The following is a 13659-nucleotide window of genomic DNA, read 5'->3' as shown; positions in this document are numbered from 1 at the left end:
GGAATGACAACATCGGGACGGGGAACGTCTGAACCGGCAACCGCGCGCAACGTCGGGGAAACCGGACAGAGGGATCTCAAAGACAATATCAGGATGGAGAGTGTATGAGCAGTTATCGGATCGCAGTATTGCCGGGTGACGGCATTGGCCCGGAAGTGATGGCCGAGGCCGTCAAGGTACTGGAGAAGGTGCAGGCCAGGTTCGGCCTCGCCTTCGAGTATGATCGCCATGACGTGGGCGGCATCGCCATCGACAACCACGGCACCCCGCTGCCGCAAAGCACCATCGCGGGTTGTGAAGCGGCCGATGCCGTGCTGTTTGGCTCGGTGGGCGGCCCGAAATGGGAACATCTGCCCCCCAACAATCAGCCTGAGCGTGGCGCCTTGCTGCCCCTGCGTGCCCACTTCAAACTGTTCTGCAACCTGCGTCCGGCTCGTATCTATACCGGTCTGGAGCAGTTCTCCCCGCTGCGCGCCGACATCTCGGATCGCGGTTTTGACATCGCCTGCGTGCGCGAGCTGACCGGCGGCATCTACTTCGGCCAACCCAAGGGGCGCGAGGGAGAGGGGGCGAACGAGAAGGCATTCGACACCGAGGTGTACCATCGCTTCGAGATTGAGCGCATCGCCAAGATTGCCTTTGAGTCGGCTCGCGTGCGCCGTGGCAAGGTCACCTCCATCGACAAGGCCAACGTACTCGCCTCTTCCATTCTGTGGCGCGAGGTGGTGACGCAAGTCGCCAAGTCCTATCCGGACGTAACCCTCAACCATATGTACATCGATAACGCCACCATGCAGCTCATCAAGGATCCGTCCCAGTTCGATGTGCTGCTCTGCTCCAACCTGTTTGGCGACATCCTCTCCGACGAATGCGCCATGATCACCGGCTCCATGGGGCTGCTCCCCTCCGCCAGCCTCAACGAATCAGGTTTCGGCCTGTTCGAACCGGCCGGTGGTTCGGCCCCGGATATCGCCGGCAAAGGGATTGCCAACCCCATCGCCCAGATCCTCTCCGCCGCCCTGATGCTGCGTTACAGCTTAGGAATGGAGGCTGCCGCCCAAGCCATTGAGCAGGCCGTGGCCCAGACCCTGGCCGAGGGTTACTTCACCGCCGACCTGCATCAGGCCAGCGCCCGCCACCCGGTGCAGAGCACGTCCGAGATGGGTAGCCAGATCGCCGCCCGGATCTGAGCCGCATAACAGAGAACAAGGAAGAGAGAAGCAATGGCCAAGACCCTCTATCAGAAAGTATTCGACGCCCACGTGGTACGGGAAGTGGAAGGGGAGACCCCTCTCATCTACATCGACCGCCATCTGGTGCATGAAGTGACCAGCCCGCAGGCATTCGACGGCCTGCGCGCCATGAATCGCCAGCTGCGCCGCCCGGACCTGACCTGGGCTACCATGGATCACAACGTCTCCACCACTACCAAGGACATCGCGGCCTCCGGCGAGATGGCTCGCATCCAGATGGAGACGCTGGCGGACAACTGCAAGGAGTTCGGGGTTCGCCTCTACGATCTCAACCACAAATATCAGGGGATCGTCCATGTGATGGGCCCCGAGCTCGGCATTACCCTGCCCGGTACCACCATCGTCTGCGGCGACTCCCACACCGCCACCCATGGTGCCTTCGGCTCGCTGGCGTTCGGCATCGGCACTTCCGAAGTGGAGCATGTGATGGCCACCCAGACCCTGAAACAGGGCCGCGCCAAGACCATGCGCATTTCGGTCAACGGCAAGCTGGCCGAGGGCATCAGCGCCAAGGACGTGGTACTGGCCATTATCGGCAAGGTCGGCCATGCCGGTGGTACCGGCTACGTGGTGGAATTCGCTGGCGATGCCATTGCGAACCTCTCCATGGAAGGGAGGATGACGGTGTGCAACATGGCCATCGAGCTGGGCGCCAAGGCGGGCATGATCGCCCCCGACCAGACCACCATCGACTACATTCGCGGCAAGGAATTCGCCCCCAAGGGCGAGGTGCTGGAGCAGGCCATCGCCTACTGGCAGAGCCTCAAGAGCGATGAAGGTGCCCGTTTCGATGCCGAAGTGATGCTCGATGCCGCCGATATCGCCCCACAGGTCACCTGGGGCACCAACCCGGGGCAGGTGATTGCCGTTAATGAACCCATTCCGGCGCCGGAATCCTTCAGCGATCTGATGGAGCAGCAGTCAGCCCGCAAGGCGCTCGCCTACATGGACTTGCAACCGGGTCAGAAGCTCTCCGACGTTGCCATCGACAAAGTATTTATCGGGTCGTGCACCAACAGCCGCATCGAGGATCTGCGCGCCGCCGCCGCCATCGCTCGCGGTCGCAAGGTAGCCGCTGGCGTGCAGGCGCTGGTGGTGCCGGGTTCCGAGCAGGTGAAGGCGCAGGCCGAAGCCGAGGGGCTGGACAAGATCTTCATCGAGGCCGGCTTTGAGTGGCGCCTGCCGGGCTGCTCCATGTGTCTGGCCATGAACAACGACCGGCTGCAACCGGGAGAGCGCTGCGCCTCCACCAGCAACCGCAACTTCGAAGGACGTCAGGGCCGCGCCGGCCGCACTCACCTGGTGAGCCCGGCCATGGCCGCCGCCGCTGCCGTCACCGGCCGCTTCGCCGACATTCGCGCACTGTAAGAGGACATTTAGATGACAGGATTCAAACAGCATAAAGGGATCGTCGTCCCCCTCGACAGCGCCAACGTCGACACCGACGCCATCATTCCCAAGCAATTTCTGCAGAAGGTCAACCGCATCGGTTTTGGCAAGCACCTGTTCCATGACTGGCGCTTCCTCGACGATGCCGGCCAGCAGCCCAACCCCGAGTTTGTACTGAACCAGCCGCAATTCGCCGGTGCCAGCATTCTGCTGGCCCGCGAGAACTTCGGCTGCGGCTCGAGCCGCGAGCACGCCCCCTGGGCGCTGGCCGACTACGGCTTCAAGACCATCATAGCGCCGAGCTTTGCCGACATCTTCTACGGCAACGCCATCAACAATGGCATGGTGCCGGTGCGCCTGAAGGAGGAGGAGGTTGACGCCCTGTTCCAGCTGGTCGCCGCCAAGCCGGGCATCGAGATCGAGGTGGATCTGGAAGCCAATCAGGTGCGCGCAGGTGAGCTCAGCTTCGGTTTCGAGATCGACGAGTTCCGCCGTTACAGCCTGCTCAACGGCTTGGATGCCATCGGTCTGACCATGCAGCACGAGGCCGCCATCAGCGCCTTTGAGGCGAACCAGCCGAGCTGGATTTAACGCGCCAGTTGCAAAAAAACGAGTAGAATCAACAGGGAGCTTCGGCTCCCTGTTTTACTGTCCGCTACGCTTCCCACTTTGGGCCACCGGAACTGGCCCGTGCCACAGGAAAGGATGATGAAGAGACCGACGGCAATTCCTCTGCTCTGTGCCCTGCTGCTTGCCCTGCCTGCGGGTGCCAGCCAAACCAGCTTCAACAACAGCCTCGGCCAGATCAGCGTCGGCTGGCAGGATAGCGAAGGCAAACCCCAACAGCTCACCTACCGGCTCGAACAGGGCAAGTTGCCGCCCCTTATCGCCTATCGTCCGGCGAGAATGCAGGAGGAGGTGTTGCAGGTGTTGCTGCGGGAGGTGCGCCAGAACTACCCCGAGGTGCAGTTCACCCTCGCCCGTCCCTCGCTGGAGCTGCATCTGAAAAGCCGCAATCAGGACAAGGCGCGCGAGGCGATGGCCTTTCTGCAGTCCAAGCGGAGCAAAGAGGAGCAGGCGTGGCTGACCAAACACTACTTCCAGTACTTCACCCCCCCCGACGGGCAGCTGGCGGTGAAGCAGGATCATGTGCGCATCGCGCTGGAGAGTCGCAGCGGGCTGGCTCCGCTGGCGGATCAACTCAAGCAGCAGGGCAGCACCGAAACAGAAGCGCGCCAGAAAACCGTGGCCCATATGCTCACCTTTATCCAGAGCATCCCCTACCAGCAGCTCGACAGCCTGAATGGAAGGCAGGGCAAAGGATTTCTCCCGCCCCGTCAGGTGCTGGAGCAGAATCGGGGGGATTGCGACAGCAAGGTAACCCTGATGGCCGCCATGCTAGCCCAGCTCTTTCCCGAGCTGAAACAGGCCATGGTGTTCGTCCCCGGCCATGCCCTGCTGGCCGTTGACCTGCCCGCCAAGCCGGGGGATGTGACCCTCAACTGGCAGGGGCAGAACTACCTGCTGCTCGAACCTACCGGCCCCGCCATCTTGCCTGCGGGCCAAATAGCATCGACCAGCAAAACGCTGGTCGATAGCAAGCAGTTGAGTGTGCAGCCGGTTCAGGAGAAAGGCTAATCCCCTCCCTCTGCCGATGGGGAGAAAGGATTAACCCTGAGGCAGAAACTCTACCGCCAGCAGCAACCCGCTCTCCTCCTCCAGCACCCGGATAATACGGGCATGGGCTTCAAAGGGAGGCAACAGGTTGTTGTGGGTGGCAAGACTGATCCGGATGGGCTGATTGATGTCGAGCTGGTGTTCAGAGACCGCAATCCCCATGCCGTTGGCACTGAGATCCCGGCAGATCCCCTCCAGCACCAGCTGCTGCTGATAGACGGAGACCGGAGCATTGATGACCATGCGCGCAAAGGCACGCCTTTCCTTGGTATTGGTAAGCACGCGAACATCCTCTGTTGGGTGGGCGTCATCTCATGGGTATTGCACAATTGCGCTGGTCTACCCAAAAGAACGTTAATACAATGCGGTTCGTTTCTCAAACGGGGTGCGGTTTACCGCTGAGATTATACCCGTGTACCTGATCCAGATAATGCTGGCGGAGGAATTTGAGGCATGGCGCTCATTTTTTGCGCCCTCACCCGCTGGCACCTCGTTATTAACAAGTAATAAGGAGTGCCACCCATGAAGACCCTGCTGCTAGTCACCACCGGCCTGCTGTCGGCCAATGTGTTCGCCGCCGACACCCTCACCGTCTACACCTACAGCTCCTTCACTGCCGAGTGGGGTCCGGGACCCAAGATCAAACAGGCCTTCGAGAAAGAGTGCGACTGCACCCTCAATCTGGTTCCCCTCGAAGATGGGGTCGCCATCCTCAACCGGCTGCGGCTGGAGGGCAACCACAGCAAGGCCGATCTGGTGCTGGGGCTCGACGATGCTCTCATCAGCGAAGCCAAGCAGAGCGGCCTGTTCGCCCCCCATCCCGCCAAGCTGGATGGCATCAAGGTGCCGGGTGGCTGGCAGGATGACACCTTCGTCCCCTACGACTACGGCTACTTCGCCTTCGTCTATGACAAAGACAAACTCAAGCAGCCGCCCAAGAGCCTGAAAGAGCTGGTGGAGCGTCCCGACCTCAAGGTGATCTATCAGGATCCCCGCACCTCCACCCCGGGGCAGGGGCTGATGCTGTGGATGAAGTCTGTCTACGGCGACAAGGCGCCTGCCGCCTGGGCCGAGCTTGCCGAAAAGACGGTCACCGTCACCAAGGGGTGGTCAGAGGCCTATGGCATGTTCCTCGATGGCGAAGCGGACATGGTGCTCTCCTACACCACCTCTCCGGCCTATCACCTGATTGCCGAGAGCAAGCCCCAGTATCAGGCTGCCGCCTTCGAGGAGGGTCACTACCGCCAGGTAGAAGTGGCCGCCAAGCTGAAGAGCGCCAAACAGGGGAAACTGGCTGACCAGTTCCTGCAATTTATGGTGAGCCCCGCCTTCCAGCAGGAAATCCCGACCGGCAACTGGATGTATCCGGTGATCGACACGCCGCTGCCCAAGGGCTTCGAGCAGATGATCACCGTAGCCAAGCCGCTCGCCTTCAGCAGCGATGAGGTGGCCGCCAATCGCAAAGGGTGGATCCGCGAGTGGCTGCAAGCCGTCACCCAGTGAGCCGTCATCGGAAACCACAGGCGCGTCCCCTCTGGTGGCTGCCGGGCAGTGCAGCCACCCTGTTGATCCTGCTGTTATCCCTCGGGCCGCTCGCGGCCCTGCTGTGGCAGGCCGGTTCGCTGGCACCCCGCACCCTGCTCGCAGATCCTTATCTGCGTCATGTGCTGGGCTTCAGTCTGGGGCAGGCACTGCTCTCCACCCTGCTCAGTCTCGGGTTGGCCATTCCGGTGGCCCGCGCGCTGGCACGGCGCCGCTTCATCGGTCGAACCCTGCTGATCAAGATGTTCGGTCTCTCGCTGGTACTGCCGGTCATCATCGCCATCTTCGGCATCGTGGCGGTACACGGCAAACAGGGGTGGCTGCCGCAACTGTTGCACTCATTGGGGCTGGATCCCGGCAATTATCTCTACGGCCTGTTCGGCATCCTGCTGGCCCACGTCTTCTTCAACATGCCGCTGGCGGCCCGCCTGATGCTGCAGAGCATAGAGAGCATCCCCGAATCGAGCTGGCGCCTCGCCAGCCAGCTCGGCATGCGCTCATCCCATATCTTCCGGCTGCTGGAGTGGCCGCTTATTCGCGGCATCTTGCCGGGGCTGGCCAGCCTCATCTTTATGCTCTGCTTCACCAGCTTCACCACAGTGCTGGCGCTGGGAGGCGGGCCGAAATCCACCACGCTGGAGGTGGCCGTCTATCAGGCGCTGCGCTTTGACTTCGATCTCGCCACCGCAGGCGGACTGGCGCTGGTGCAGCTGATCCTGACCGCCGCCCTGCTCGCCCTGCAGCACAAGCTGCAGAGCCCCCCGGCCAGCAGGGTGACACCCCGTCGTCCCTGCCTGCGGCCGGATCGCCATCAGCCAGGCACGGCCGTGGTGGATCTCCTCTCGCTCAGCATCGGGCTCGCCATCTTTCTGCCACCGTTGCTTGCCATCGTAGTGGCAGGCCTCCACCCCGGCCTGCTGACAGCGCTCACCTCAAGCAAGCTGTGGCAGGCGAGCGGCCAGTCGCTGCTGATTGCGCTGGCGGCAGGCACCCTGGCGACCCTGCTCGGCAGCGGCCTGCTGCTCACCAGTCGCCACCTCAAGGTGCGCACCCGCCAGCGGCGGGCTGCCGCCCTGTGGGAGGCCAGCGGCTCGGTGATCCTGATGATCCCGGCAGTGGTGCTCTCCACCGGTCTCTTCATCCTGTTTATGCCGTTCGCCGATGTGTTCGCCCTCGGCCCCTGGCTGGTGGTGCTGGTCAACGCCCTGATGGCGCTACCCTACGTGCTGCGCACCCTCTCCGCCCCCATGCAGCTGGTGGTGCGCCAATACGACCGGCTGGCGGATAGCCTGGGGGTACGCGGCCTGCATCGCCTGCGACTGGTGGAGTGGCCGCTGCTGCGCCGCCCGCTGGCACTGGCGATGGCGCTGTCGATGATCCTCTCGCTGGGGGATCTCGGCGCCATCGCCATGTTTGGCAGTCAGGAGCTCACCACCCTGCCCTGGCTGCTCTACCAACAGCTTGGCAGCTATCGATTGACCGAGGCAGCCGCCACCGCTCTGCTGCTGCTGACGCTCTGTTTCTCCCTGTTCTGGCTGGTGGAGCGGGGTCTTGGAGGAAAACATGCTGAACATTGATATGCTTGCGACCAGCTACCCCGACTGGCGCGTCAGCTTCAGCGCGACCCTGCCCAAGGGGGAGATCACCGCGCTGATTGGCCCAAGCGGCGCAGGCAAGTCGACCCTGCTCGGGATGATCGCTGGGTTCGTGCCGGTGGAGTCAGGCCGCCTCAGCTTCGATGGCGAAGATCTGCTGCCGCTGGGCCCCGCCGAGCGACCAGTCACCACCCTGTTTCAGGATCACAACCTGTTCCTCCACCTGTCGGTGTTCGACAATATCGCCATCGGCTTGCACCCGGGCCTGCGCCTGAGTGCAGCCCAGCGGGCACAGGTGATCGATGCAGCCGCGCGAGTCGGTCTTGGCGAGATGCTAAGCCGCCTGCCTGAACAGCTCTCCGGCGGCCAGCAGCAGCGGGTCGGGCTGGCTCGCGCGTTGGTGCGCGGCAAACCGCTGCTGCTGCTGGATGAGCCCTTCTCTGCCCTCGATCCCGCCCTGCGCCGGGAGATGCTGGCCGAAGTGGCGCGCCTCGCCTGCGAGCAGGGCATTACCGTGCTGATGGTCTCCCACAATCCGGAGGATGCCCAGCTTATCGCCGATCAGGTGCTGTTTGTCGACGAGGGGCGCATCGCCCTGCAAGGCAAGCCGGATATTCTACAAAACAGCAGCCACCCGGGGCTGCTGCGCTACCTTGGACAGTGACCCAAGGACACTGAACTGGTGACGGGATCAAAAAAGGGAAGCCAAGTGGCTTCCCTTTTTCATATGAAGATAGTCAGCTAAATCAGAGATTTTCCTCGGCGAACGAAGCCAGTCGGCTGCGCACCACGCCATTGAGGAAGATGTTGGCACTGCCGTCAAAATCCTTGAAACGCTCGACGATGTAGGTGAGACCCGAGGTCACAGGGCTCAGATAGTTGGAGTCGATCTGGGCCAGGTTACCGGAGCAGACGATCTTGGTACCCTCGCCGCAGCGGGTGATGATGGTCTTGATCTGGGACGCGGTCAGGTTCTGGCACTCATCCAGCAGCACGAAGGTGTTCTGGATGCTGCGCCCGCGCATGAAGTTGACCGATTTGAACTGGATGTTGGCCTTCTCCATGATGTAGCTGAGCGAGCCGCTCATGTTCTCGTCCTGCTTGTGCAGCACCTCCAGGGTGTCGGTCACCGCCGCCAACCAGGGCATCATCTTCTCCTCTTCGGTGCCGGGCAGGAAGCCGATGCTCTCGGCAATTTCCGGGGTATTCCGGGTGACGATCACCTTCTCGTAAATGCCCTTCTCAATCACCAACTCCAGCGCAGCAGCCATGGCCAGCAAGGTTTTGCCGCAACCGGCCGGGCCGGTCAGGATCACCAGATCGATGTGCGGATCGAGCAGTGCATCCAGCGCCATCCCCTGATAGACATTCTTGGGATGGACACCCCACGCCTTGCGGGACATCAGTCGCTCGCGGCCCAGATCCTTGATGCGGATCTTGTTGCCATCGTGGCTGAGTACCCGGGCGGCGAAGAAATTCTCTTCATCCACCAGATACTGATTTACGTGAACCCCTTCCAGCAGATTGGCATCGATCACATGGATGGTATCGCGGCCATGGGTCTCGCTCTCGCACTCGCCAACCAGCTCCCAGAAGCTGCCGGGCACAACCTGAAAGCCCTTGGCCAGCAGGCGGATATCATCGATCAGCTGGTCACTGCGGTAATCTTCAACGTGAGCAAGCCCGGCCCCCTTGGCCTTGAGGCGCATGTTGATGTCTTTGGTGACCAGCACCACCTGACGCTTCAACTCGTGCTTTTGCAGATAGAGGGCCGCGTTGATGATGCGGTTGTCGGCCTCCTTGTCGGTAAAGACCTCGGCATCCTGCGGCAGATGGTGATCGCTGAAGATGCAGATATGGCCGCTCGCTTCGCCAGCCAGCGGAACGCCCTGAGTGATCTGATCCGGGGTTGCATCGCGGAACACATCTTCCAGCGCACGGATGGCGACCCTCGCGTCGCGGCTGACATCCTTGTTGCGATCCTTGATGTTATCGAGCTCTTCCAGCACCGTCATGGGGATGAGCACGTCGTGCTCTTTGAAGGAGTAGATAGCGAGGGGTTCGTGAAGCAGAACGTTGGTATCCAGGATAAACAGCTTTCGGTCCGTATTGTCCATAAGCATCCTCCTTGGCACTGAAGGGCCACGTGTGTGAATCTCAGATGTCATTGAAACCACACGGCCGTGACAGTTTTATTACCCTCAACGCTACGCCCGATTTTACTATCGCGCAACAAATCACTTGGCCGCCTGATGTGATTGCGCATAAAAACAGCAATAAAAAGACCGACGCTATGGCCGGTCTTTTTTCTATCGTTCAACTACTTGAGCATGTCTGTCAGCCGCACTTGGAGTCGCCACAGTTGAGGCAGGTCATGCAGCCATCCTTCAGCACCAGCGCCTTGGTGTGGCACTTGTAGCAGAGCGCGGCATTGGCCGGAAAACCACTGCTCACCTGCTGCTCTTTAGCCTCCTGAGCGGCTTTCAACTCGGCTTGCTTCTCGGCCAGAAATGCCTGCTGATGCTCGTCCAACCCCGGCGCCTTGAGCATGCCTATCTCGGTGAGATGGCTCTCGATCACGTTGCCAATTTCGGCGATCAGCGACGGCACATACTTGCCCTTGTTCCAGTAGCCACCCTTGGGATCGAATACGGAACGCAGCTCCTCCACCAGGAAGGTGACATCCCCCCCCTTGCGGAATACCGCCGAGATGATACGGGTCAGCGCCACGATCCACTGGTAGTGCTCCAAACTCTTGGAGTTGATGAAAATCTCGAACGGACGGCGAGTTTCGTGCACCGTGCCTTCGTTGAGAATGATGTCGTTGATGGTGATGAACAGCGAGTGCTCGGAGACATGCTCCGGCGTCTTCAGTTTGTAGGTGGTGCCCATCAGCCGCTCTGGGCGCAGCACGGTTTCGTGCATGTGCACCACGTCATCCTGCGCAGAGAGATCTTCTTGCGGCTCATCCTTGGTACGCACCTTGTAGGCGACGATTTTCTTGTCGATCTTCTTGACCATAATGTCGTTCTCAGAATTTACCGTAATAGCCTTCTTTCAAGGCGTCGTAGAGGTTGGCGGCCGTATGCAGCTCGCCATCGTATTCGATCTCTTCGTTCCCCTTAACGGAGATGACGGAGCCATCCTCCAGAGTGAACTCATAGAGGGTGTTCTCCAGATCCTTCTCCTTCACCAGCACGCCCTGGAAGGCCTCCGGATTGAAGCGGAAGGTGGTGCAGCCCTTGAGACCGGAGTCCGAGGCATACATGTAGATGTCCTTGAACTGCTCGAACGGGAAATCAGTCGGCACGTTGGCAGTCTTGGAGATGGAGGAGTCGATCCAGCGCTGGGCCGCAGCCTGAATGTCCACATGCTGCGCCGGGGTGATGTCATCAGCAGTAATGAAGTAGTCCGGCAGACGGCTCGCCTCATCATCGGCATAGGGCATGGCGGCCGGATTCACCAGCTCACGATAGGCCAGCAGCTCGAAGGAGTAGACATCCACGCTCTCCTTGCTCTTCTTGCCCGGCTTGATGACGTTGCGGCTGTAGTGGTGGGCAAAGCTCGGCTCGATGCCGTTGCTGGCGTTGTTGGCCAGAGACAGCGAGATAGTGCCGGTGGGTGCAATACTGCTGTGGTGGGTGAAACGCCCACCCACCTCCGCCAGCTCGGCGACCAGCGCAGGATCTACCTCGGCAACCTGCTGCATATAGCGGCTATAACGCGCATGCAGCACCTTGCCCTTCACCTTGTCACCCACCTTGATGCCATCAGCAGCCATCTCGGGGCGCAGACGCAGCATCTTGCCGGTTACTTCGAACTCCTGCTCCATGATGGGGGCCGGGCCCTTCTCCTTGGCCAGACGCAGGGACTCCTGCCAGCCGGTCATCGCCAGCTCCTGGGATACCTGCTCGGTAAAGGCCACGGATGCCGCAGAGCCATATTTGATCTGCAGCATGGTGAGGGTTGAACCAAGACCCAGGAAACCCATGCCGTGACGGCGCTTGGCTGTGATCTCCTCGCGCTGTTTGGCCAGTGGCAGTTGGTTGATCTCCACCACGTTGTCGAGCATGCGAGTAAAGATGGCCACCACCTTGCGAAACGCCTGCCAATCGAATGCCGCGTTTTCAGTAAAAGGGTCGTGCACAAACTTGGTCAGATTGACCGAGCCCAGCAGACAGGCACCGTAGGGCGGCAACGGCTGCTCACCACAGGGGTTGGTCGCGCGGATCTCTTCACAGAACCAGTTGTTGTTCATCTGGTTGACCTTGTCGATCAGGATGAAGCCGGGCTCTGCATAGTCATAGGTGGAGGTCATGATGACATTCCACAGCTTGCGGGCTGGCATGATCTTGTAGACCTTACAGGCGACCTGCCCCAGCTCGTTGAATACAACCCCTTCCTTGTTGGGCCAGTCGGCCCATAGCACCTGAGCGGGATCGTCCAGCGCAATGCCATCCTGCTCCACCTCTTTGGCGGTGTAGGGGAAGATCAGCGACCAGGGGGCATCCTCTTTCACCGCCTTGACGAAATCTTCGGTGATGAGCAGGGAGAGGTTGAACTGACGCAGGCGCCCATCTTCACGCTTGGCCTGAATAAACTCGATCACATCGGGATGGCGGATATCCATAGTGCCCATCTGGGCGCCACGACGGCCACCGGCTGACGAGACGGTGAAACACATCTTGTCATAGATATCCATGAAGGAGAGCGGGCCGGAAGTGTAGGCACCGGCACCGGAGACAAAAGCACCGCGCGGGCGCAGAGTCGAGAAGTCATAGCCGATACCACAACCGGCTTTCAGGGTCAGGCCAGCCTCGTGCACCTTGCCGAGGATATCGTCCATCGAATCTTCGATGGTGCCGGAAACAGTGCAGTTGATGGTTGAAGTGGCAGGCTTGTGCTCAAAAGCCCCGGCGTTGGAGGTGATGCGGCCCGCCGGAATGGCCCCATTGCGCAGCCCCCACAGGAACGGCTCATACCAGACCTCCGGTTCCAGCTCCTGCTCTGCCAACGCACGGGCTACCCGCTGGTAAGTCTCATCGATAGAGCTGTCGATGGGAGTGCCATCCTTGCTCTTGAGGCGATACTTGCTATCCCAGATCTCGAGGGACGTTTCCTGCATGGGGATAAGGCGGGAGCCAAGCTCACTCTCCAGCACCGGGTTCGATTTAGCCATTTTCAATCAACCTTATGTGAATGCATCAACATCATGACAACAGCAGAAAACACAACTAATGGTGCCATCTAAAATTAATGGCACAACATATAGTACACCTGATGCCATGAGGGCGCAGATTCTAACCTAAAAAAATGCCCCGGCCAGCAGATTTCTGGGCCAGGGCACTTAACTGATTAATTTGCTGAGATATTTAACACTCAGAGATAGATCAGGGCTTCTTGACGTAAACGGACGGTGTTTCACCCGCCATATTCAGATAGAACTCGTAGACGCCATCAGCATCTGGTGAGAACTTCATGTCCTCATACTTGGAGCATGGGTTGACCGGCACCGCCTCACCACCCAACACGGCAACACCATCACTCGGGCTCTTATAGCCAAAGTTGGTACCGCAGCTCCAGCCTGAATCAGCAAACTTGAACTTGTAGGGGGCCCACTCTTTCTTGAGGGTGCCTTTGGCCATATAGAGCTTGTCGGCCACCTTGACTACCTTGCTTTCATCAGTGGCCATCCAGTCGTTCATCTCCCCGCGCAGGTAGATGGACTTGCCACCGAAATCGCCGTTGTCTGCCCCAGCCTGCTCTGCACCACCATTGGATGCGCAACCGCCTAATACCAGGGTTCCCGCCGCCAGCATCATCGTTACTGTTCTTTTGAACATGGGTCTATTCCTTAAATTATTGTGATTCCTTGGTCCATCCATGTGGACTGAAGAATTAAACCAGAGTAGGTATCACAAGAAAGGTAGAGGCATCACATTCTGTACTTTTTGTATCCAACACCTTGAACTGGTGAGCAAATATCGAACAGAAAAAGAGGTCTTTTTGGGGCTTTAGAAGGGTAATCAATGAATGACAAGAAGGGGAAAGTCTAATAATCCGGTGACGTGCTGAATTGCAGGCAATAAAAACCCCGCTCGATGAGCGGGGTTTCTTGTATTGGGCGCCTGGCAGTGTCCTACTCTCGCATGGCGAATGCCACACTACCATCGGCGCTACCGCGTTTCACTTCTGAGTTCGGC

General features: G+C 59.9%; 12 protein-coding genes and 1 riboswitch. Of the genes, 7 read left to right on the top strand and 5 right to left on the bottom strand.

Annotation, left to right across the window (positions count from 1 at the left end):
• Positions 1–104 precede the first annotated feature (104 nt).
• From leuB to G5332_RS17655, 4 genes are all read left to right on the top strand, one after another.
• On the top strand, positions 105–1190 hold the full coding sequence (leuB, locus tag G5332_RS17670; RefSeq protein WP_421311469.1) for a 3-isopropylmalate dehydrogenase: 1086 nt from the start codon (positions 105–107) through the stop codon (positions 1188–1190).
• A 33-nt stretch (positions 1191–1223) separates the two neighbouring features.
• The gene (leuC, locus tag G5332_RS17665) at positions 1224–2621 is read left to right on the top strand and encodes a 3-isopropylmalate dehydratase large subunit (RefSeq protein WP_227341948.1); all 1398 of its coding nucleotides are present in this window, start codon (positions 1224–1226) and stop codon (positions 2619–2621) included.
• Between the two features lie 12 nt (positions 2622–2633).
• Entirely contained in the window at positions 2634–3233 is a 600-nt protein-coding gene (gene leuD / locus G5332_RS17660) for a 3-isopropylmalate dehydratase small subunit (RefSeq protein ID WP_421311468.1), read from the top strand.
• Between the two features lie 117 nt (positions 3234–3350).
• Entirely contained in the window at positions 3351–4280 is a 930-nt protein-coding gene (locus G5332_RS17655; protein WP_421311466.1) for a transglutaminase domain-containing protein, read from the top strand.
• 30 nt (positions 4281–4310) lie between these two features.
• On the opposite strand, the gene G5332_RS17650 is transcribed toward G5332_RS17655, so the two are convergent.
• The gene (locus tag G5332_RS17650) at positions 4311–4601 is read right to left on the bottom strand and encodes a PilZ domain-containing protein (RefSeq protein ID WP_421311464.1); all 291 of its coding nucleotides are present in this window, start codon (positions 4599–4601) and stop codon (positions 4311–4313) included.
• 89 nt (positions 4602–4690) lie between these two features.
• Positions 4691–4781, top strand: a riboswitch (TPP riboswitch).
• Positions 4782–4841: 60 nt separating this feature from the next.
• Between G5332_RS17650 and thiB the strand changes: the two genes are divergently transcribed.
• The 3 genes from thiB to thiQ are packed head-to-tail and all read left to right on the top strand — an operon-like array spanning position 4842 to position 8120.
• Positions 4842–5822: a thiamine ABC transporter substrate binding subunit gene (gene thiB, locus G5332_RS17645; protein WP_421311462.1), complete on the top strand. Its 981-nt coding sequence runs from the start codon at positions 4842–4844 to the stop codon at positions 5820–5822.
• Positions 5819–7438: a thiamine/thiamine pyrophosphate ABC transporter permease gene (gene thiP / locus G5332_RS17640; RefSeq protein WP_421311460.1), complete on the top strand. Its 1620-nt coding sequence runs from the start codon at positions 5819–5821 to the stop codon at positions 7436–7438. The genes thiB and thiP overlap by 4 nt, the downstream gene beginning before the upstream one ends.
• Positions 7425–8120 (top strand): thiamine ABC transporter ATP-binding protein, encoded by a 696-nt coding sequence (thiQ, locus tag G5332_RS17635; protein ID WP_421311458.1) that lies wholly within the window; start codon positions 7425–7427, stop codon positions 8118–8120. The genes thiP and thiQ overlap by 14 nt, the downstream gene beginning before the upstream one ends.
• An 82-nt stretch (positions 8121–8202) precedes the next feature.
• On the opposite strand, the gene G5332_RS17630 is transcribed toward thiQ, so the two are convergent.
• From G5332_RS17630 to G5332_RS17615, 4 genes are all read right to left on the bottom strand, one after another.
• Positions 8203–9573, bottom strand: a complete 1371-nt coding sequence (locus G5332_RS17630; RefSeq protein ID WP_421173229.1) for a PhoH family protein — start codon at positions 9571–9573, stop codon at positions 8203–8205.
• A gap of 220 nt (positions 9574–9793) precedes the next feature.
• Entirely contained in the window at positions 9794–10477 is a 684-nt protein-coding gene (locus G5332_RS17625) for an NrdJb (protein ID WP_421173228.1), read from the bottom strand.
• 10 nt (positions 10478–10487) lie between these two features.
• Positions 10488–12635 carry an adenosylcobalamin-dependent ribonucleoside-diphosphate reductase gene (locus tag G5332_RS17620; protein ID WP_421259529.1) on the bottom strand — a complete coding sequence of 716 codons (2148 nt, stop codon included), beginning with the start codon at positions 12633–12635 and terminating at the stop codon, positions 10488–10490.
• A 211-nt stretch (positions 12636–12846) separates the two neighbouring features.
• The gene (locus G5332_RS17615; protein WP_139405601.1) at positions 12847–13299 is read right to left on the bottom strand and encodes a pullulanase; all 453 of its coding nucleotides are present in this window, start codon (positions 13297–13299) and stop codon (positions 12847–12849) included.
• Positions 13300–13659 lie beyond the last annotated feature (360 nt).

The sequence above is a fragment of the Aeromonas sp. 603757 genome (assembly GCF_049171255.1).
Classification (GTDB): Bacteria; Pseudomonadota; Gammaproteobacteria; order Enterobacterales; family Aeromonadaceae; genus Aeromonas; species Aeromonas veronii_A.
The sequence above is the reverse complement of the archived record's forward strand: the minus strand, read 5'-3'. Positions and strand labels throughout refer to the sequence as shown.